This window comes from Promicromonospora sp. MEB111, from assembly GCF_030209445.1.
Classification (GTDB): Bacteria; Actinomycetota; Actinomycetes; order Actinomycetales; family Cellulomonadaceae; genus Promicromonospora.
Map to the genome: position 1 here is coordinate 37,419 of NZ_JARVSD010000009.1, position 20,666 is coordinate 58,084.

Annotated in this window: 13 protein-coding genes and 1 tRNA gene; 9 read left to right on the forward strand and 5 right to left on the reverse strand. The window is 74.0% G+C overall.

Annotated features, from left to right (window positions below):
• Positions 1–158 precede the first annotated feature (158 nt).
• Both QRN56_RS11265 and QRN56_RS11270 read left to right on the forward strand, forming a co-directional pair.
• The gene (locus QRN56_RS11265) at positions 159–3,371 is read left to right on the forward strand and encodes an ATP-dependent helicase (protein ID WP_502928789.1); all 3,213 of its coding nucleotides are present in this window, start codon (positions 159–161) and stop codon (positions 3,369–3,371) included.
• Positions 3,368–6,757 carry an ATP-dependent helicase gene (locus tag QRN56_RS11270; protein ID WP_285103245.1) on the forward strand — a complete coding sequence of 1,130 codons (3,390 nt, stop codon included), beginning with the start codon at positions 3,368–3,370 and terminating at the stop codon, positions 6,755–6,757. Before QRN56_RS11265 ends, QRN56_RS11270 begins: the two co-directional genes overlap by 4 nt.
• 18 nt (positions 6,758–6,775) lie before the next feature.
• On the opposite strand, the gene nudC is transcribed toward QRN56_RS11270, so the two are convergent.
• On the reverse strand, positions 6,776–7,693 hold the full coding sequence (gene nudC / locus QRN56_RS11275; protein ID WP_285103247.1) for an NAD(+) diphosphatase: 918 nt from the start codon (positions 7,691–7,693) through the stop codon (positions 6,776–6,778).
• Between the two features lie 114 nt (positions 7,694–7,807).
• Here nudC and QRN56_RS11280 point away from each other — a divergent pair, with 114 nt between their 5' ends.
• Positions 7,808–8,725, forward strand: coding sequence for a phosphotransferase (locus QRN56_RS11280; RefSeq protein WP_285103249.1), 918 nt, complete (start codon positions 7,808–7,810; stop codon positions 8,723–8,725).
• 6 nt (positions 8,726–8,731) lie between these two features.
• Here QRN56_RS11280 and QRN56_RS11285 read toward each other — a convergent pair whose 3' ends face one another.
• Positions 8,732–9,001, reverse strand: a complete 270-nt coding sequence (locus QRN56_RS11285; protein ID WP_285103251.1) for a mycoredoxin — start codon at positions 8,999–9,001, stop codon at positions 8,732–8,734.
• A gap of 88 nt (positions 9,002–9,089) precedes the next feature.
• On the opposite strand from QRN56_RS11285, the gene QRN56_RS11290 reads away from it, so the two are divergent.
• Entirely contained in the window at positions 9,090–11,114 is a 2,025-nt protein-coding gene (locus QRN56_RS11290) for an ATP-dependent DNA helicase UvrD2 (RefSeq protein WP_285103253.1), read from the forward strand.
• Positions 11,115–11,614: 500 nt separating this feature from the next.
• Positions 11,615–11,980 carry a WhiB family transcriptional regulator gene (locus QRN56_RS11295; protein ID WP_285103255.1) on the forward strand — a complete coding sequence of 122 codons (366 nt, stop codon included), beginning with the start codon at positions 11,615–11,617 and terminating at the stop codon, positions 11,978–11,980.
• 8 nt (positions 11,981–11,988) lie between these two features.
• Here QRN56_RS11295 and QRN56_RS11300 read toward each other — a convergent pair whose 3' ends face one another.
• Entirely contained in the window at positions 11,989–13,053 is a 1,065-nt protein-coding gene (locus QRN56_RS11300; RefSeq protein ID WP_285103257.1) for a ThiF family adenylyltransferase, read from the reverse strand.
• Between the two features lie 150 nt (positions 13,054–13,203).
• On the opposite strand from QRN56_RS11300, the gene QRN56_RS11305 reads away from it, so the two are divergent.
• A complete protein-coding gene (locus QRN56_RS11305; RefSeq protein ID WP_285103259.1) occupies positions 13,204–14,619 on the forward strand; it encodes a zinc-dependent metalloprotease in 1,416 nt (471 codons plus the stop codon).
• A 14-nt stretch (positions 14,620–14,633) separates the two neighbouring features.
• On the opposite strand, the gene QRN56_RS11310 is transcribed toward QRN56_RS11305, so the two are convergent.
• On the reverse strand, positions 14,634–15,176 hold the full coding sequence (locus QRN56_RS11310; protein ID WP_285103261.1) for a SprT-like domain-containing protein: 543 nt from the start codon (positions 15,174–15,176) through the stop codon (positions 14,634–14,636).
• 139 nt (positions 15,177–15,315) lie between these two features.
• On the opposite strand from QRN56_RS11310, the gene QRN56_RS11315 reads away from it, so the two are divergent.
• Positions 15,316–16,416, forward strand: a complete 1,101-nt coding sequence (locus QRN56_RS11315) for a YlbL family protein (RefSeq protein WP_285103452.1) — start codon at positions 15,316–15,318, stop codon at positions 16,414–16,416.
• Between the two features lie 141 nt (positions 16,417–16,557).
• Positions 16,558–19,575, forward strand: coding sequence for a UPF0182 family membrane protein (locus QRN56_RS11320; RefSeq protein ID WP_285103262.1), 3,018 nt, complete (start codon positions 16,558–16,560; stop codon positions 19,573–19,575).
• A gap of 60 nt (positions 19,576–19,635) precedes the next feature.
• Here the strand turns inward: QRN56_RS11320 and QRN56_RS11325 are convergent, their stop codons facing one another.
• Positions 19,636–20,454, reverse strand: a complete 819-nt coding sequence (locus QRN56_RS11325; RefSeq protein WP_285103263.1) for a nicotianamine synthase family protein — start codon at positions 20,452–20,454, stop codon at positions 19,636–19,638.
• 111 nt (positions 20,455–20,565) lie between these two features.
• Here QRN56_RS11325 and QRN56_RS11330 point away from each other — a divergent pair.
• Positions 20,566–20,639, forward strand: a tRNA-Met gene (locus QRN56_RS11330).
• The last annotated feature ends 27 nt before the right edge of the window (positions 20,640–20,666 follow it).

Genomic DNA, 20,666 nt, shown 5'->3' on the forward strand with positions numbered 1-20,666 from the left:
TGCGCCCCCACCGGGGGTGAACCGGACATTCGCGACGCCTCCGCGCGGGGCGTCGGGGAGTGTCAGTGGCTCGTGGTTCGATCGTCCGCGTGACACCGACCCTCACCCTCGCACCTCGGCTGGCGCCGCCCGGGACCCGTCCCGCCGGCGCCACCTCCGTGCGGCTCGACGACAGCCAGGCGGCCGCCGTCGAGTCCGCGCTGAGCCGGCCCGCGACGCTGGTCCTGGGGGCCCCGGGGTCGGGCCGGACGACGGTGGCCTGCGAGGTGGCGGTCCGGGCGCTGATGTCCGGGGTGCAGCCGGAGCGGGTCCTGGTCCTGGCGTCGTCGCGTCGTGCGGCGGCGCGGCTGCGGGACGAGGTGGCGGCCCAGGCCGGGCGCACGGTCGGCGCCCCGATGGTGCGCACGGCGTCGTCGGCCGCGTTCGCGGTGCTGCACACGCGCGCCGCGGCGCTCGGGCAGCCCACGCCGACCCTGGTGTCCGGCCCCGAGCAGGACCTCGTGCTGGCTGAGCTGCTCGCCGGGCACGTCGCGGGCGAGGGGCGGCCCCTGCGGCTGCCGGTCGGGCTGCCGGAGGAGTCGCTGGGCCTGCGCGGCCTGCGCCAGGAGCTGCGGGACCTGCTGATGCGGGCCGCCGAGCGTGGCCTCGGACCGGTCGAGCTCGACGAGATGGGCCGGGCCCACGACCGCCCCGAGTGGATCATGGCCGCGCAGCTCTACGAGGAGTACCTCGACACGATGGCGCTGCGGCTCGCCACGCCCGACGCCGGGCCGCGGTACGACCCCGCCGTCGTGATCGACGAGGCCGCGGAGTCCCTGCGCTCCTGGGAGGACGAGGTGCCGGGCGCGCCGCGGCCGACCTGGGACCTGGTCGTGGTGGACGACTACCAGGAGGCGACGGCCGCGACGGTCCGCCTCCTGCGCGTGCTGCACGACGACGGCGCGCGGCTGGTCCTGCTGTCCGACCCGGACTCCGCCGTCCAGACGTTCCGCGGCGCCGCGCCGGGGCTCACCGGCCGCGCCGCCGCGCCCGCCGGCCCCGGACGTGCCTTCGGCGCGTTCGACGCCGAGACGGTGGTGCTCGGGACGGTCTGGCGTCAGCGGCCGGAGCTGCGTGCCGTGACCCGCGCGGTGACGAACCGGATCCCGGTGTCGGCGAGCGCGCTGCACCGCCGCGCGACGGCGCGTGCGGACGAGGAGCCCGCCGCCGAGGACGCGCCGCCGGCCGTCCAGGTGGCGGTGCTCGCGGGCGCCGCTCAGGAGGCGGCGTGGATCGCGCGCGAGCTGCGTGCGGAGCACCTGCTGCGGGGCACGCCCTGGGAGCGCATGGCGGTGATCGCGCGCAGCGGCACGCGGCTGGGGGCGCTGCGCCGCGAGCTGGTCTCCGCGTCGGTGCCCGTGGCGCTGCTCGGGTCGGACCTGCCGCTGCGCGACGAGCCCGCCGTGGCGCCGCTCCTGGCCGCCGTGAAGACGTGCGCGGGCGCGCCGCGCGGGAGCCTGGAGGCACTGATCGCCGAGGAGCTCGACGGCGACGAGCCCGTGCTGGACCCGGAGACGGCGGCGCTGCTGCTCATCTCGCCGATCGGCGGGCTCGACGCGGTGGCTCTCCGGCGCCTGCGGCGCGCCCTGCGGGCGGAGGAGCTCTCCGCGGGTGGCGGCCGCACCTCGGACGCGCTGCTCGTCGAGGTGCTCGCGGACCCGGCACGCGCGGCCCTGCTGCCCACGCAGGTCCGGCGCGGACCGCTCGCGGTGGCCCGGGTGCTTGCCGCGGGCCGGGAGGCGGCGGGGGAGCCGGGCGCCACGGCGCAGACCGTGCTCTGGGCGGCCTGGGCCGCGACCGGTCTGGCCGAACGGTGGAGTGCCGCGGCCCTGGCCGGCGGCCCCGCGGGCCTGCGGGCCGACCGGGACCTCGACGCCGTGCTCGCGCTGTTCCGTGCGGCCGAGACGTTCGTCGACCGGATGCCGGGTGCGCCGGTCGGCGCCTTCGTCGACTACCTGGCGTCGCAGGACCTGCCGGCCGACTCCCTGGCGGCCTCCGCGCAGGGCACGGGCGCCGTGGAGGCGCTCACGCCGCCCGGCGCGGCGGGGCGGGAGTGGGATGTGGTCGTCGTCGCCGGCGTGCAGGACGGCGTGTGGCCCGACCTGCGGCTGCGCGACTCCCTGCTCGGCTCCCAGGCGCTCGTCGAGCTCATCGCGGGCCGGTCCGAGGACGGCCGGGTGGTGGGCGCCGAGGCCCGCCGCCAGGTGCTCACCGACGAGCTGCGCGCCTTCGCCGTGGCGGTCTCGCGCCCCCGGCGGCGGCTGCTCGTGACCGCGGTGGAGGACACCGAGGAGTCCCCGAGCGTGTTCTGCGACCTCGTGTCCCCCCGGGACGACGGCGGCGACGGGCCGGACCCGCGGCGGGTCCCGGTCGGCCCGCCGCTCGACCTGCGCGGGGTCGTGGCCGCGGCGCGCTCGGAGCTCGTGCGGACGGCGGCCGGACCTGAGCCGGCACCCGGTGCGCAGCCCGCGGCGGCGCTGCTCGCCGACCTCGCTGCGGCCGGCGTGGCCGAGGCGGACCCGAGCACCTGGTACGGCGTGGCCGGCGTCTCGAGCGAGGTGCCGCTGTGGGGCGCCCGGGACACGGTGACTGTGTCGCCCTCCAAGGTCGAGACGGTGACCACCTGCGCCCTGCGGTGGGCGTTCGAGTCGGCGGGCGGCACCAAGCCGGACGCCACGCACCAGACCCTCGGCACGCTGCTCCACTCGATCGCGCAGAGCCACCCGAAGGGTTCGCTCACCGACCTGAGGACGGAGCTGGACCGCCGCTGGCCCGAACTGGCGCTGCCCGACGGCTGGCCGTCGCTGCAGCTGCGCAAGCGTGCCGAGCGCATGGTGGAACGGCTGGCGGAGTACCTGGGGGACTCGGGGGAGCCGCTGCTCGTCGAGGCCGACTTCGACCTGCGGGTCGGGCGCGCCCGGCTGCGCGGCCAGGTGGACCGTGTCGAGGACGCCGGCGACGGCGGCGTGACCGTGGCCGACCTCAAGACCGGCAAGACCGCGGCCAGCAAGGACAAGGCGGTGGAGAACCCGCAGCTCGGCGCCTACCAGCTCGCCGTCGAGGAGGGTGCGCTCGACCTGCCCGAGGGCACGGTCAGCAAGGGCGCGAGCCTCGTCTACGTCGGCACCGAGACGGTCTCGGCGAGCGTGCGGAACCAGCCGGCGCTCGCCCCCGACGCCGAGGGCAACAGCTGGGCGCGCGACACCGTCGAGGGCGCCGCCGACACCATGGCCGCCGCCCGGTTCGCGGCCCGGAACAACGACCTGTGCGAGATGTGCGCGGTGCGGCGGTCCTGCCCGCTGCAGCCCGAGGGACGGAAGGTGGTCGAGTGACCGGGCACGAGCCGGAGATCCGCCTGTCCGCCCGGGCCATCGCACGGCTGCTGGGGCGGCACGAGCCCACCGACGAGCAGGTCCGCGTCATCGAGTCCCCGCTGGAGCCCGCCCTCGTCGTCGCGGGCGCGGGCTCCGGCAAGACGGAGACCATGGCCGCGCGCGTGGTGTGGCTGATCGCCAACAAGCTGGTCCACCCCGAGCAGGTGCTCGGCCTCACCTTCACGCGCAAGGCCGCGGGCGAGCTCACCCAGCGCGTCCAGACCCGGCTCGCCCAGCTCAACCGGGCGCTCGGCGAGGAGTCGGGCGAGGCGTTGGCTGGCCTGGACCTCGACCGCCCCACCGTCGCGACCTACAACGCCTACGCCGCCTCCCTCGTGGCCGACCACGGCCTCCGCCTCGGCGTCGAGCCGAGCGCCCGCCTCCTCGGTCAGGCCGAGCAGTGGCAGCTCGCGTCGCAGGTGGTGGAGTCCTGGGACGAGGACCTCGCCACCGACCGGGCCGTCAGCACCGTGACGGCGGCCGTCGTGGCGCTGTCCGACGCGCTGGGCGAGCACCTCGTGGACCCCGCGGACGCCCGCGCCCGGCTCACCGACATGGCCGAGCACCTCGAGTCCGTGCCGCTGGGCCCGCGGCAGAAGAGGCGCACCAAGGACGTGGACAAGCTCATCGGCTCGATCGCCGAGCGGGCCCGGTTCGTGGACCTCGTGGTCGAGTACCGCCGTCGCAAGCGCATCGCCGAGGCGCTCGACTTCGGCGACCAGGTGTCGTTCGCCGCGCAGCTCGCCCGCGAGGTGCCCATGGTGGGCGCCGCCGAACGGGCCCGGTTCGAGGTGGTGCTGCTCGACGAGTACCAGGACACCTCCTACGCCCAGGTCGAGCTGCTCTCCGGCCTGTTCGGCGGCGGGCACCCGGTCACCGCAGTCGGCGACCCGCACCAGTCCATCTACGGGTGGCGCGGCGCCTCCGCCGCGGGCCTCGCGCGCTTCCCCGACCGCTTCCAGCGCGACGACGGCGTCCCCGCCGCCGTGCACTACCTCTCCACGTCCTGGCGCAACGACGCCGCCGTCCTCACCGCCGCGAACATCGTGTCCGGGCCGCTGCGCTCGCGGACCGGCGCGGCCGCGACCGTCGAGGTACCGCCGCTGGACCTGCGGCCCGACGCCGGCGAGGGCGTGGTGACGGCGCACGTCGCGGCCACTCTGGAGGAGGAGGCCGAGGCCGTCGCCGAGTGGGTGGCCGAGCGGTGGCGTTCCGGCGCCCACCCGGACGGGCGGGCCACGGCCGCCGTGCTCTGCCGCGCGCGGGCCCAGTTCCCCGCGATCGAGGTGGCGCTGCGCCGCCGCGGCCTCCCGGTCGAGGTGGTCGGCCTAGGCGGCCTGCTGTCCACGCCCGAGGTGGTCGACGTCGTGGCGCTGCTGCAGGCCGCGCACGACCCGTCGCGCGGCGACTCCCTGCTGCGCCTGCTCACCGGCCCGCGCCTCAACCTCGGCGCGGCCGACCTGCACGCGCTCGGCTCCTGGGCGGCCGACCTGGCCCGGCTGGACGACCCGCGCCGGGCCGCGGCCGCCACGGCCGAGCCCGTGCCGGACGACGACCTGCGCGTGGTCGAGGGCGACATCTCCGACCACCGCTCGATCGTGGACGCGCTCGACGACCTCCCGCCGGCGGGCGAGCCGGCGCGCGACGGCCGCGTGCTGTCGGAGGACGCGCACCGCCGGCTGGCGGCGCTCGCCCGGCTGCTGCGCGACCTGCGCGGCCTCACCTACCTCTCGCTCCCCGAGCTGGTCGTCCAGGCCGAGCGCGCGCTCGGCCTCGACGTCGAGGCGGCCACCGCCCTCGCGTTGGCCGGCGCCGGGGTGGGCGGCGCGGTGAGCGACCGCGGGCGCGAGCACCTCGACGCGTTCCGGGACGTCGCGGCGTCGTTCGCGCAGTCCTCGGACACGGCGACGCTCGGCGCCTTCCTCGCCTGGCTCGGCGTCGCGGGCGAGCGGGAGCGTGGGCTCGACATGCCGGTGCACGAGCCCGACCCGGACGCCGTCCAGGTCATCACCGCGCACGCCGCGAAGGGCCTGGAGTGGGACGCCGTGGCCGTGGCCGGCCTGGCCGACGGCGCGTTCCCCACCTGGGACCGCGGCTCCAGGTCGGGCGAGTCGTCGTCCGGCTGGCTGTCCGACCTCGGCGAGCTGCCCTACCACCTGCGCGGGGACGCGGACGACCTGCCCCGCTTCGACTGGGAGCACGCCTCCGACACCAAGGATCTCGTCGCGCTGCGGGACGAGTTCAAAGCCGAGTGCGGCGAGCACCGCCTCGCCGAGGAGCGCCGGCTGGCCTACGTCGCGTTCACGCGGGCCCGGCGCGAGCTCTTCCTCACCGCCTCCTGGTGGGGCACGGCGAGCCGCCCGCGCGGCGTCTCCCCGTTCCTCGCCGAGCTGGCCGACGCCGAGCTCGTCAAGGCGGACCTGTGGGCCCCGATGCCGGAGCCCGACGCCGAGAACCCGCGCAACGCGGAGGAGATCACGGCCGTGTGGCCGGCCCCGGACGGGGGTTCGGACGAACGACGGCCCGACCAGCAGCCCACCGCCCGCGACGTCCTGCGCGCCACGGCCGCACTCGTGGACGAGGCGGCCGACGAGCGCCTGGTCGCGCTCGCCGCCATGCGCCTCCCGGCGGACGCGCTGACCGCGCCGCAGGGCGTCCTCGCCGACGCGGCCGGCCACGACCTGGTCGACCTGGCCCGGATGCTCCTGGCCGAGCGGAACCGGCACGCGGACCGCGAGGTCGCGTTCCCGGCGCACGTCTCGGCCTCGGGGCTGGTGCGGCTCGCCGCGGACCGCGACGCGTTCGCGCTCCAGCTCCGCCGGCCCGTGCCGGTGCAGCCCACCGTGCACGCCCGGCGCGGCACCCGGTTCCACGAGTGGGTGGAGCAGTTCTTCACGTCCGCCACGCTGCTCGACGTCGACGACCTGCCCAGCGCCGAGGACGACGACCTCCCGGAGGACACCGACCTCGACAAGCTGCGCGACACCTTCCTGGGCTCGGAGTGGTCGGCGCGGATGCCCGTCGCGGTCGAGGTCGACGTCGAGACGCCGGTCGCCGGCGTCATGCTGCGCTGCCGCATGGACGCCGTCTTCAAGGACCCGGCGACGGGTCCGGACGCCGTCGTGGTGGTCGACTGGAAGACGGGCCGCGAGCCGCTCGACGCGACGGCGCGCGCCGCGCGCGAGGTGCAGCTCGCCGTGTACCGGCTGGCGTGGTCCCGCTGGACGGGGCTGCCGCTGGACCAGGTGAGCGCGGCCTTCTACTACGTGGGTTCGGACACCACGGTGCGCCCGGACCGGCTCCTCGACGAGGCCGAGCTCGAGGCGCTGATCCGGGGCGCCTGACCACCGGCGACGGCGGAGTCAGTCCTCGATCGGCCCACCGAACCACTCCTCGATCAGGGAACGCGCGATCGAGGTGTGCCCGGGCAGGCCCAGGTGCCCGTCCGCGACCGCGGTGGCGACCTCGTCGCGGGTGAACCAGTCGGCCTCGGCGATCTCGTCCTCCTGCCGTACCAGCCCCGTGGTGGTCGCGCGCGCACGGAAGCCCAGCATGAGCGAGGCCGGGAACGGCCACGACTGGCTGCCGCGGTACTCGATCGACGCCGGATCGACGGCGACGCCGACCTCCTCCGCCGTCTCGCGCGCCACCGCCTGCTCCAGGCCCTCCCCGGGTTCCACGAAGCCGGCCAGCACCGAACGGCGGCCCAGGTCCCACTGCGGGCCGCGGGCCAACAGCAGGCGGTCGTCCGCGTCGGTGATCGCCATGATCACCGCGGGGTCGGTGCGCGGGAAGTGGTTGGACTCGTCCGCCGGGCAGTGCCGCACCCAGCCGCCCTGCCGCACCTCGGTCCGCGTGCCGCACAGCGGGCAGTGCGTGTAGACCGCGTGCCACTGGGCGAGGGCGACCGCCTCGACCACCAGCCCCACCTCCAGGTCGGACGCGTCGAGCGAGCGGATGCCCGTCCACCCGGCGTCGAGGTCGGGTTCCGGCACGGGCTCGGCCCCGGCCCGGCGGTCCGGGTCGTCCAGCAGCGCGGCGAGGTGGGCGACGCCGTCGGCCTCCCCGAGAAAGAGGTGCGTCCGGACGGCCAGGTGCGCGACGTCGTCGGGCGCGAAGAAGGCGAGTCGCTGCTCCACCGTGGCGACGCGGGTGCCGCGCACCACCAGCACCCGCGTGGCCGGTTCCTTGAGCAGGTCGTCGAGGAGACCGGGCTCGGCGCGCCGGTGCGCGGCGCGGTCGTGGGCGGCGCGGGCGAAGGGGAGGTCGAGAGAACGCACGGGACGACGTTAGTCGCCCGCGGGAGCGCGTGATGCCAGACGTCTCGGGCGGAGACGCCGGACACGCCACGGTCCTGCCCCGTCGAGCGCCGGGCGCTGCTCTAGGGTGAGCACGTGTCCCGCACGCCCCTCGCTCTCGCCGCCCTCTCGACCGCCGCAGTGCCGGGTCTCGACGCCCGGTCGGTGCGCGTCGGAGACCTCGCCGGCGACTACGACGTCGCCGTCGTGACCGGCGCGGACGACCAGGAGTGGGTGGTGCGCGCGCCCCGCACGACGGTGGCCGGGGCCGCGCTGGAGGCCGAGATCGAGCTGCTCGACGCGCTCCGGCTCTACATCGACACGGGCGTGCTCCCGTTCGTGGTCCCGCAGGTCGCGGGGTACGCCCTCCTGCCGGAGGGCGGCCGCGCCGTCGTGCACCGCAGGATCATCGGCGACAACCTCGACGTCGAGGTCCTGGAGCAGGGCCCCGGGCTGGCCGCCGACCTGGGCCGGGCCATAGCGGCCATCCACGAGCTGCCGACGTCGGTCGTCGAGACGTGCGGGCTGCCCAGCTACACCGCGTCCGAGTACCGCGAGCGTCGGCTCACCGAGGTGGACGAGGCCGCGAAGACCGGCCGTGTCCCGCCCACCCTGCTGCGCCGCTGGGAGACCGCCCTGGAGGACGTGTCGCTGTGGCGGTTCAAGCCCGTCGTCACGCACGGCGACCTGGCCCCCGACCAGCTCCTCGTGGACCGGCAGCGGGTCGTCGCGGTCTCGGGCTGGGCGGAGGCCCGGGTCGCGGACCCCGCGGACGACCTCGCGTGGCTCATCGCCGCGGCGCCGATGGAGGCCGTGGACTCGATCATGGAGGCCTACCAGCTGCGCCGCACCGAGCTGAGCGACTCGCGCCTCGCCGAGCGCGCGATGCTCGTGGGCGAGCTGGCGCTCGCACGCTGGCTCCTGCACGGCGTGCGGCACCGGCTGCCCGAGGTGGTCGAGGACGCGACGTCGATGCTGGAGGACCTGGACGAGGCGACCCTCGACGAGGCCTGACCGGCCTCAGGCCGCGAGGGCCTGCTTCACCTGGGCGAGGCTCGGGTTGGTCGCGGCGGAGCCGTCCGGGTAGACCACCGTGGGCACGGTCTGGTTGCCGCCGTTGACCTGCTCCACGAACGCGGCGGCCTCGGGCTGCTCCTCGATGTCGATGACGGTGTAGCCGATGCCCTCGGAGTCGAGCTGCGTGCGCAGCCGCCGGCAGTACCCGCACCAGGTGGTCGAGTACATGAGGACGGTCCCGTCCTCGGGAATCGGCGTGGTCGTCTCGGACATCTGTTCTCCTTGTCGGTGGTTGCTGCGAGAATCGCAGACGATGCTCACCCAGACCAACTCCGCCGACGGTTCGAATCATCCTGGACCGATGAGCCCCGACGCGATCCTGACCGCGCTCGATCCCGAGCAGCGCGAGGTCGCTCTCGCGCTCAACGGGCCCGTGGTCGTGCTGGCGGGGGCGGGTACGGGCAAGACCCGCGCCATCACGCACCGCATCGCGTACGGCGTCCGCATCGGCGCGTACAAGCCGACCAGCGTGCTGGCGGTGACGTTCACGGCGCGTGCCGCGGGGGAGATGCGCACCCGTCTGCGGGGCCTGGGCGTCCAGGGGGTGCAGGCCCGGACGTTCCACTCCGCGGCGCTGCGGCAGCTCGGCTACTTCTGGCCGCGGGTGGTCGGCGGCGCCCCGCCGCGGCTGCAGGAGTTCAAGGCCCCGATCGTCGCCGAGGCCGCGCGGCGCGTCGGCCTCAGCGTGGACCGCGTGGCGGTCCGCGACCTGAGCAGCGAGGTGGAGTGGGCCAAGGTCTCGCTGGTCGCCGCGGACGACTACGAGAAGGCGGCGTACCGGACCGGCCGCGAGGCGCCGTCGGGCTACGACGCGCAGGCCGTGGCCCGCCTCATCACGGCGTACGAGGACGTGAAGACCGAGCGCGAGGTCATCGACTTCGAGGACGTCCTGCTCATGCTCGCGGACATGCTCAACAGCCACAAGATCGTGGCGGACGAGGTGCGCTCGCAGTACAAGCACTTCGTGGTCGACGAGTACCAGGACGTCTCGCCCCTGCAGCAGTTCCTGCTGGACCAGTGGCTGGGCGGGCGCAGGGAGCTGTGCGTCGTGGGCGACCCGTCGCAGACCATCTACTCCTTCACCGGCGCCACCCCGCGGCACCTCCTCGACTTCCGGCGCACCTTCCCGGAGGCGCAGGAGGTGCGCCTCGTGCGCGACTACCGCTCAACTCCCCAGGTGGTGAACCTCGCCAACGAGGTGCTCAAGCGGGCGGGCCGGGCGGGCGGCGCGCACCAGGCGCTCGAGCTGATCGCGCAGCGCGAGCCGGGCCCGGCGGTCGCGTTCACGGCGTACGACGACGACGAGGCCGAGGCGAAGGGCATCGCCACCCGGGCCGCGCGCCTGATCGGGTCGGGCGTGAAGCCCAGCGAGATCGCCGTGCTGTACCGCACCAACGCGCAGTCCGAGGCGTTCGAGGCCGCGTTCGCCGACGCCGGGGTGGGCTACCTCGTGCGCGGCGGCCAGCGGTTCTTCCAGCGCAAGGAGGTGCGGGACGCGCTGGTGCTGCTCCGGGGCGCGGCCCGGTCGGCCGACCCGGCGGCGTCCATGCCGGACCAGGTGCGCGACATCCTCGCCGCCGCCGGCTGGGCCGACCAGCCGCCGTCGGCCCGCGGCGCGGCCCGGGAGCGCTGGGACGCGATGCAGGCGCTCGTCTCGCTGGCCGACGACCTGGCGGCGGCCGCGACGCCGGAGAGCCCCGCGACCGTCTCCGGGCTCGTGGCGGAGCTCGACGAGCGGGCCTCCGCGCAGCACGCGCCGACGGTCGAGGGCGTCACGCTCGCCTCGCTGCACGCGGCGAAGGGCCTGGAGTGGGACGCGGTGTTCCTCGCGGGGATGAGCGAGGGCCTCATGCCCATCTCGCTGGCGGAGACCGACGACGCGGTGCACGAGGAGCGCCGGCTGCTGTACGTGGGGATCACCCGGGCCCGCGAGCACCTGGACGTGTCGTTCGCCCGCTCGCGCAACCCGGGCGGGCGGGCCACACGCAAGCGCACGCGGTTCCTCGACGGGCTCTGGCCGGACGAGCCGCGCGCGCCGCGCGCGGCTCGCGCCCGGACAGGGCCGAAGGGCCAGGCCCGCACGCAGCTCACCGGCGAGCACGACGCCGCGCTCTTCGACGCGCTGCGCGAGTGGCGGCGGGAGGTGGCCCGGGAGACCGACAAGCCCGCCTACACGGTGCTCACGGACGCGACCCTGGCGGCCATCGCGGAGATCCGACCTTCGGGCACGACCGAACTTGCTCGCGTGAACGGGATCGGTCCTGCGAAGATCGACAGGTACGGCCCCACGATCCTCGCGATCGTGGCGAACGCACCGGCTTCTTGAGCCGTTTCGGACCCCTCCCGGGGTGGTCCGAAAAACTTCTCAAGAAAGTTTGGAAAAAGAGTTGGCTCGCCAAGGCGGCCCGGCATAGTGTTCACATGTCCCTGACAGCAGTGGGCGAGGCCGAGAGGCTTGGCCCGGATTCGAGTGAGGAGGTGGGTGCATTGGAGATGAACATGATTCCGCAGACGGATCTGCAGGTGTGCAAGCACGTGCTCGGCTACGAGCCCGTCCCGGCCACTGGCGCAGCTCTGCCTTTCCGCGCGCGCACTCACCGCGGAGGCGTCAAGCCGTCCGCTCTCGCACCCGACTCCGCATCTCCAGGAGACTCACCGGTCTGACGACCGAAGAGTTCCAGGCCGCGGAGTCCACCTAGGACCCGCGGCCTTAATTCTTGCCCGGAGACCCGGCCCCACCTCGGCCGGCCCGGCAAGGATCTAGCCCCTGGGTCCTGCACCACCAACGTTCATCGACGACGTTCCTTCAGGACACAGGAGACAACCGTGCGCCTCACTGCGCTCCTCGACACTCTTCCCCAGGGCGGCTCGGGCCCCTGGGACCCGCCTCAACACCCCGCCACGAGCGGGACCGGTTCGGACTCGGCGGAGTTCAACCGGCTCATGGACACACTGCTGCCGTGCCGTACCAACGACCCGGAGCTGTGGTTCGCCGAGCACAGCACCCAGGTGGAGCAGGCCAAGGCCCTCTGCCGGACGTGCCCCCTCATCGAGGGCTGCCTCGCGGGCGCCCTCGACCGTAACGAGCCGTGGGGCGTCTGGGGCGGCGAGGTCTTCGTGGACGGCGCCGTCGTAGCCCGCAAGCGCGGCCGTGGCCGGCCCCGCAAGTCGGAGAACGTCGCCGCCGCATGACCCGCGGGTCAGGCCGCCCGGACCGGCAGGACCACGCACCCGCACCGCGGGTGCGGCTCCGCCGGCCGGGCGCGGGGGATCCCCGCCGGGAGCGAGATCTCCAGGCACGCACCGACGGCCGCCGGCCGGTGCCCGTCCAGCTGGGCGAGCACCTGGCCCGCGGCCGTCGCCGCTGCCACGGCGGCGAGCGTCGCCTCGTGCGTCGGCTCCGGCGTCTTGCGGAGCTGGGCCGCCAGCGCCGGCCACTCCCGGTCGGCGTCCGCGTGGGCGAGGTCGACGCAGCTCACGCAGGCTGACCGGCCAGGCCGCACCAGCGGGCCCACCACGACGTCGGCCTCACGCACCACGACCGGCAGGTGCGGTACCCCGAGGCCCAGCAGCCGCTGGTACCGCGCCGGGTGCGCCGCGTGCGGCTCGGTGACCACGACGACGTCGAGCGCCGCAGGGTCCAGCCCCGTGCCGCCCCTGGCGTCGACGTCCACCCGGACCCCGACGCGCGGGGAACGGTCCGCGAGCAGGGCCTGGACGGCCAGGTCGCGCGCCTCGCCCACGTCGGCCGCCCGTAGGCCGCCCAGCCCGACGTCGGTGGTCTGCACCGGCAGCGGGTCGCACAGCACGAGGCCGCCCACCCCCGCCGTCGCGAGGTGCAGCGCGACCGCCGTACCCAGCCGCCCGAGCCCGACGACGCCGACGACCCGCCCGGCGCGCTCCGCGAGCGTGGCGAGCCCGGCGCCGTCGGGCCGCAGCATGCCGAGCGCGGTCGCGTCCGCCGCCCCGTCGGCCGGGGCGGTCACCACGCCGACCGCTCCCGGGACGGGGACGAGCACGCCCGCCCGGACCAGGGCGCCCATGATCTCGTCCCGCCGCTCGGCGGGCACGCCGCACCGCGCGGCCGACTGCTCGACCGTCACGTGCCGCCGCTCCGCGATCTCCTCCAGCCACGATTCCTCGGCCGGCGTGAGCCCGGACAGCACGAACGACCAGCGCGGGTCCGAGCCGCACTGCACCTGACCGCCGCCGCGGGTGAGCACGGGCGTGCCGGGCCGGAGCCGCAGGGCGGGGGTGCGCTTCATGCCCACCACGATGCCTGACGGCGGCGCGCCGGGGCCGTTGTCCACAGGCCCGGAGGCATATCCAAAGCATCGAGCGGTCCGGAAGTTCCCGGCTGCGCCCAGAGCCAAATGGACGGCGCAACCCTTGCGGACCCGGTTACGGTGAACACTATGAGCGACCAGCACCAGCCCGGCGATACTCCCCAGTCGTGGGAGGAGATGCTGCGCTCCATGCTCGGCGACGGCGCAGACGAGGTCATGGCGGAGATGCGCGAACGCGGCATCGACCCGACGGCGCTCGGTGGCGCACCGGACCCGGTGATGATGCAGTACGCCCTGGCCCAGGTGCAGAAGATGCTCTCGGCCGAGGGCACCGGACCGGTCAACGCCGACGTCGCGCACGACGTCGCGCGGCAGGTCGCGGTCAGCGAGGGCGACCCGTCCCTGACCGGCAAGCAGGCCAAGGACGCGACGGACGCGCTCGGCGTGGCCGAGCTCTGGCTCGACGCCGTGACCGACCTCCCGCCGGCGGGCGGCACGCGACGCGCGTGGAACCGGTCCGAGTGGGTCGAGGCCACGCTCCCGGTGTGGAACGAGCTCGCCGCGCCCGTGGCGTCCTCCGTCTCGGAGGCGCTCGCCACGGTGCTGCGCGACCAGCTCCCGGAGGGCGTGGACGACGGCGAGGCCGTGCCCGGCATGCCCGCCGGCGTGCTGCACGGCCTGGGCGGCTCGATCGACCCGGCCCAGATGATGCGCCGGCTCGGCTCCGCCGTGTTCGGCATGCAGGTGGGCCAGGCCGCGGGCACGCTCTCGCGCGAGGTGTTCGGCGCCACCGACGTCGGCCTGCCGCTGCTCGACAGCCCCGACACCGTGCTGCTCCCCACCAACGTGGCCGAGTTCGCGGACGGCCTGGATGCCCCGCTGGAGGAGGTGCGGCAGTTCCTCGCGGTGCGCGAGGCGGCCCACGCGCGCCTGTTCACCCACGTCCCGTGGCTCCGCTCGCACCTGCTGTCGATCGTGGAGCGGTACGCGCGCGGCATCACCATCGACCTCGACGCGCTTGAGGCCCAGGTGCGCGACATCGACCTCGCCGACTCCGACGCGCTGCGCAGCGCGCTGTCGGGCGGGGTCTTCGGCCTGCAGAACACGGACGAGCAGAAGGCCGTGCTCCTGAACCTGGAGACGACGCTCGCGCTGGTCGAGGGCTGGGTGGACGAGGTCAGCGCCATGGCCGCGCTGCCGCACCTGCCGCACGCCATCCCGCTGCGGGAGATGATCCGCCGCCGGCGTGCCGCCGGCGGGCCCGCCGAGCAGACGTTCTCGACGCTGGTCGGCCTGGAGCTGCGGCCGCGCCGGTCGCGCGACGCCGCGACCCTGTTCTCGATCGTGGCCCGCGCCCAGGGGCCCGCCGGGCGGGACGCGGTGTGGGACCACCCGGACCTGCTGCCCGGCACCGAGGACCTGGACGACCCGTCGGGCTACCTGGTGCGCCGCGAGGCGGCGGAGAACGAGCATGCCGACGTCGACGCGGCGCTCAAGGAGATCTTCGGCGACGAGGGGCAGAACCAGGACGACGCCGACAAGTAACCCGGCGGAGGAGCTCAGTCCTCCTCGTCGTCCGGGGTGGCCTGGCCGTTGTCGTCCTGTGTGAACGAGGCGCCCTCCAGGAAGCCGCGTGCGCGGTCCGTCCGGGGGTAGACCTCGAGGATCTTCCAGAACTCGGGGCCGTGGCCGGCGTGCAGCAGGTGCGCCAGCTCGTGCAGCAGCACGTAGTCGAGCACCCAGGACGGCATCCCCTGCAGCCGGGTGGAGATTCGGATGGAGCCGTCCAGCAGCGTGCACGATCCCCAGCGCCTGCCCTGGTTGGCCGACCACCGGACGCTGGAGGGCCGGGCCCTGCCGCCGAGGTACTTGGCGGAGAGCTCGCCGGCGCGGTCCATGAGCTCCTGGTCGGAGGGGCGACGCCGCCGCTCCTTGTCCTCGAGCCGGGCCACCATCTTCGCCACCCACTCTCGTTCCTGAGCCCGAGAGAAGCGCGCAGGAATGGCGACGATGGTCCGTCCACCGTCGCGGTATGCGCTCACCGTGGCGGTGCGACGGCGGCTCCGGCGCACCTCCACGGACGTCAGGGCGTCGTGGGCCACGGGACGACCGTACCGGTTATCGGCGTCAAGGTGGGGTATAACACACCGTTCAAGTGGAAAAACTTTGCCTACGGGGTTGTGCTCGGGTGCGATTCACGGAACCCCCAGGCAAGTGAGGAATGATGGGCCGGTGACCGACATGCGCGACCTCCAGCACGCTCCGCAGCCCGAGCCGTCACCGTTCGACGACTTGGCGGTGACCCCTGCGCCGATCACGCGCCGCACGGTCACCCTCGGGGTGTCCTTGCTGCTCACGGCCGTCCTGGCCGCGCTGGCGCTGGTCGTGCCCACGCCCTACGCGATGCGCTCGCCGGGGCCCACCGAGGACACCCTGGAGCGGAACCTCATCCAGATCGAGGGCGCCCGCACGTACGAGTCCACGGGGCAGCTGCGCCTGACCACGGTGTCCGTCCTGGGCGGGCCGGGCTACCCGATGATGGCCGGCCAGGTGATCCAGGGCTGGCTGGACCCGCGGCGTTCGGTGCTGCCGGTGGAGGCGATCTTCCCGGAGGCCACCACCAAGGAGGAGCAGCAGGAGGTCAGCCAGGCGGAGATGGTCTCGTCGCAGGAGTCGGCCACGGCCGCGGCGCTCACGGAGCTCGGTTACGACGTGCCCGCCGTGCTGGACGTCGCCGGCACGGAGCCCGGCTCCGGGGCCGAGGGCAAGCTGAAGGAGGGCGACGTCATCACGGAGTTCCAGGGTGAACCCGTGGGCACCTACGCCGACCTCATCGACGGGCTCGCCGGCACGACCCCGGGGGAGGACGTGACGCTCGGCGTGCAACGGGGCGAGCGGACCATGGACGTGACCATCACGACCGCCGACAACGGCCAGCGGGCCGTGCTCGGTGTCTTCATCGACCCGCACTACGACTTCCCCGTGGACGTCTCCATCGAGATCGAGGACATCGGCGGGCCGAGCGCGGGCACCATGTTCGCCCTCGGCATCATCGACAAGCTCACCCCCGAGGACGAGGCGAACGGCGAGATCATCGCGGGTACCGGGACCATGAGCCCGGAGGGCACGGTGGGTCCGATCGGCGGCATCGAGCAGAAGCTGTACGGCGCCGTACGCGACGACGCCGAGTGGTTCCTCGCGCCCGCCGACAACTGTGACCAGGTGGTGGGCAACGTGCCCGACGGGCTGCGCGTGGTGAGGGTGGCGACGCTGGCCGAGGCGCGCGACGCCGTGGAGCAGATCGGGCGCGGCGAGGGAGCCGACCTGCCGACGTGCTCCTGACGCTCGCGGGCGGGATCCCGGGTGTTGACCGCATGTTGCACATCTGGAGGATGTGGGAACCTTGTGGTGGGAACCTTGACCAGAGCCTGGCCGTTCCAACTGCGTACGGCCCAACCATTCATGACGTGAGGTAACGCAGAAGTGTCCTTCGCCGCAGCACCTCGTCGCCCATCCGGCGGCGCACCCCGAGCCCGACGACGCAGTCCCCTGGGGGTGGCGGTCGTCGCGGTCGCCGTCGTCGTCGCGGCCCTGCTTCTCCTAGCGCAGTTCTGGACCGAGGTCATGTGGTTCGGGCAGCTCGGGTTCTCCCGGGTGATCTGGACCGAGTGGGGCATGCGCGGCGCGCTGTTCGCCGTCGGCTTCCTGGTCATGGCCGGGGCCGTGTTCTGGTCGTTCACCGCGGCCTACCGCTCGCGCCCCGTGTACGCGCCGAGCACCCCCGAGCAGGCCACGCTCGACCAGTACCGCGAGGCGGTCGAGCCGCTGCGCCGGGTCGTGATGATCGCGGCCCCGGTGCTGATCGGCTTCTTCGCGGGCGTCGCGGCGTCGGCGCAGTGGCGCACCGTCCTCCTGGCGTTCAACAGCGAGCCCTTCGGTGAGACGGACCCGCAGTTCGGCATGGACCTCGGGTTCTTCGTCTTCCTGCTCCCCGCGCTGCGGTTCGGTGTCGGGTTCCTCATCTCGGTGGTGGTTATCGCCGGTATCGCCGGAGTGATCACGCACTACCTGTACGGCGGGCTCCGGGTCGGCCCGGCCGCGGCCGGCGGCCCCCGCACCACCCCCGCCGCGCGCATCCACCTGGCCGTGATCGGCGCGGTGCTCCTGCTGCTGATCGGCGCCAACTACTGGCTCGACCGGTACTCGATCCTGACCAACGCGGGCGACCGGTTCGACGGCGCCTCGTACTCCGACGTGCACGCCGTGATCCCCGCCAAGGGCATCCTCACGGTGGTCGCGATCTTCGTGGCCGCGCTGTTCATCGTCACCGCGTTCCGCGGCGACTGGCGTCTGCCCGCGATCGGCGTCGGCCTCATGGTCGTCTCCGCCATCGCGATCGGCGGCATCTACCCCGCCGTCGTCCAGCGCTTCCAGGTGAACCCGAACGCGCAGGAGCTCGAGAGCGAGTACATCCAGCGCAACATCGACGCGACCCTGTCGGCCTTCGGCATCGACGACGTCGAGAAGGAACCGTACGACGCCACGACCGAGGCGGAGGAGGGCGCCCTGCGCTCCGACGCGGACACCGCCGCGTCGATCCGGCTCCTGGACCCGCAGATCGTCTCGCCGTCGTTCCGCCAGCTGCAGCAGAACAAGCAGTACTACAACTTCAACGACTCCCTGTCGGTCGACAAGTACGAGATCGACGGCGAGTCCCGCGACACCGTGATCGCCGTGCGGGAGCTGAACCTCGACGGCCTGGGCCAGGACCAGCGCAACTGGGTCAACGACCACACCGTGTACACGCACGGCTACGGCGTCGTCGCCGCGTACGGCAACCAGCCGGGCCCGGACGGGCGTCCGGCCTTCTTCGAGGGCGGCATCCCGTCCCAGGGCGCGATCAGCGACCTCGAGGGCGAGTACGAGCCGCGCATCTACTTCAGCCCGAGCACCACGACGTACTCGATCGTGGGCGCGCCCGAGGGCACCAAGGCGTGGGAGCTCGACTACCAGGCCGACGACGCGGACGACGGCGGCCAGGTCAACACGACGTTCACCGGCGACGCCGGCCCCGACGTCGGCTCGTTCGGCAGCAAGCTGCTGTACGCGCTGAAGTTCGGCGAGGAGCAGCTGCTGTTCTCCGACCGCGTCACCAGCGAGTCGCAGATCCTCTACGACCGGGACCCGCAGCAGCGCGTCAGCAAGGTCGCGCCGTGGCTGACGCTCGACAACCGGGTCTACCCGGCGGTCGTGGACGGCCGCGTCAAGTGGATCGTCGACGCCTACACCACGAGCGACGCCGTGCCGTACTCGACGTCGACCCCGCTCGACGAGGCGGTGGCGGACACGCTCACCACCCAGCAGGCCGGCGGCACCGTCGCGCTGCCGGAGGAGGTCAACTACATCCGGAACTCGGTGAAGGCCACGGTCGACGCCTACGACGGTTCGGTCGACCTGTACGCGTGGGACGCCGACGACCCGATCCTGAAGGCGTGGAGCAACGTCTTCCCGGGCGCGGTCAAGCCGATGGACGAGATCTCCGGCGACCTGATGAGCCACCTGCGGTACCCGGAGGACCTGTTCAAGGTGCAGCGCACCCTGCTCAGCCAGTACCACGTGACGGACTCCGCGGAGTTCTTCTCGGGCCAGGACTTCTGGAACAACCCGACGGACCCGACGTCGGAGGCGACCACCGCCCCGCTGCAGCCGCCGTACTACCTGACGCTGCAGATGCCCGGCCAGGACGAGTCCACGTTCTCGCTGACGTCGACCTTCATCCCTGGTGGTAACACCGACCGTGAGGTGCTCACCGGGTTCCTCGCGGTGGATGCCGACGCCGGCAGTGAGGCGGGTGCCAAGTCCGAGGACTACGGGAAGCTACGCCTGCTGGAGCTGCCACGGGACACCACCGTGCCCGGCCCCGGCCAGGTGCAGAACAACTTCGACTCGAACCCGACCATCTCCGAGCAGCTGAACATCCTGCAGATCGGCGCGTCCACGGTGCGCCGGGGCAACCAGCTCACCCTGCCGGTCGGCGGCGGTCTGCTGTACGTGCAGCCGGTCTACATCCAGTCGACCGGTGGCACGCAGTTCCCGCTGCTGCGCAAGGTGCTCGTCGCGTTCGGTGACGACATCGGGTTCGCAGACACGCTCGACGAGGCGCTGGACCAGGTGTTCGGCGGTGACTCGGGTGCCCAGGCCGGCGACGCCGGCGCGGCGGCCGAGGACGAGGCGCCCACCGCACCGCCCACGGGCGAGGGCGAGACGGGCACGGAACCCAGCCAGGAGCCCAGCCAGGAGCCGAGCGGCGAGTCCACGCCGGACAGCACCGAGGCGCCGTCGTCCGAGCTGGACGCCGCGCTGCAGGACGCCCGCCAGGCCATGGAGGACGCCAACGCCGCCCAGCGCGACGGCGACTGGGCCGCCTACGGCGAGGCGCAGGAGCGGCTGCAGCAGGCGCTGGAGGACGCGATCGCGGCGGAGGAGGCCCAGCAGGGCTGACGCTCCGACGCACCCTGTCAGACCTGCAGGTCACTTCGGTGACCTGCAGGTCTGACTCTTTCAGGCGAGGCGGCGGGCCACCACCACCGAGTTGATGACGTCGTCGGTGGGGTGCACCACCTCCAGCACCTCGAACCCCGGCATGGCACCCAGGTCGACGGGCGGGTACAGCAGGGTGCGTGCCCCGCGCGCACTGCGGGCGAGCAGCAGGGCGCCGGGCCGCATCGTGTCGGCCATCCGGCGCAGGATCGCGGCCTTGGCCGACGGCGTCTCGCCCACCAGCGCCGCGAGCACCACGACGTCGTGCTCGCCGAGGCCCACGTCGGCGGCGTCGGCCTGCTCGAACCGGACCGCCGTCGAGCCGAGGCGCGCGGCGACCCGGCGCGCCAGCGCCACCGCGGTGGCGTCCCGGTCCAGGCCGACGACGGGGGCGTCGAGCGCGTCGGCGTAGCCGAGGGCGCTCAGGGGGAGCGGTCCGCTCCCGGCGACGGCGACCGACGCCGGCGTGCCGCCGCCCGCGTGGGCGATCAGCCGGGCCTCCAGGGCCGTGAGCCGGCGGTAGTTGTCGAGGTAGGGGAACGCGGCGAGCGCGGCCCGGGCGTCGGGCGCGCCGGCGATGTGCTCCGCCCACGCGTGCTCGAGCTCCGTCTCGCCGCGTGCCGAGAGGTCGCGGATGGCGTCCTTGCGGCGGTGGACCTCGGGATGCGCCAGGACGTCCCGGGCCTGCCGGTCGGGCGTCGCGAGGACCGCCTGGACCAGGTCGCCGAAGAGGGCGTTGGTGCCGGGGTCCGGGCGCAGGTGGGGCAGTGCGGCAAGCTGGTCGGTGAGGTGGACGATCCGGTCGGCGGACAGGGTGGTATCGCTCAGCTCCGTCGTCATGGGGACGATGGTTCCACGGCCGGATCGGTTCGACCGGCTGTGACCTGCGTCTCGACCGGGCGGCCCGGTTTGCACTTCGTCGCTCGGGGTGCGTAAAGTAGGGATCACCGACGCGGGGTGGAGCAGCTCGGTAGCTCGCTGGGCTCATAACCCAGAGGTCGCAGGTTCAAATCCTGCCCCCGCTACGAAATCAGGCCCGGAGATCTGCGGAT

Bases quoted from the DNA above. Each gene is read 5' to 3' on its own strand.
- QRN56_RS11315 (WP_285103452.1), top strand. From the start codon at position 15,316: ATGCGCGACCTCCAGCACGCTCCGCAGCCCGAGCCGTCACCGTTCGAC.
- QRN56_RS11300 (WP_285103257.1), bottom strand. From the start codon at position 13,053: ATGAAGCGCACCCCCGCCCTGCGGCTCCGGCCCGGCACGCCCGTGCTC.
- QRN56_RS11290 (WP_285103253.1), top strand. From the start codon at position 9,090: ATGAGCCCCGACGCGATCCTGACCGCGCTCGATCCCGAGCAGCGCGAG.
- QRN56_RS11325 (WP_285103263.1), bottom strand. From the start codon at position 20,454: ATGACGACGGAGCTGAGCGATACCACCCTGTCCGCCGACCGGATCGTC.
- QRN56_RS11305 (WP_285103259.1), top strand. From the start codon at position 13,204: ATGAGCGACCAGCACCAGCCCGGCGATACTCCCCAGTCGTGGGAGGAG.
- QRN56_RS11285 (WP_285103251.1), bottom strand. From the start codon at position 9,001: ATGTCCGAGACGACCACGCCGATTCCCGAGGACGGGACCGTCCTCATG.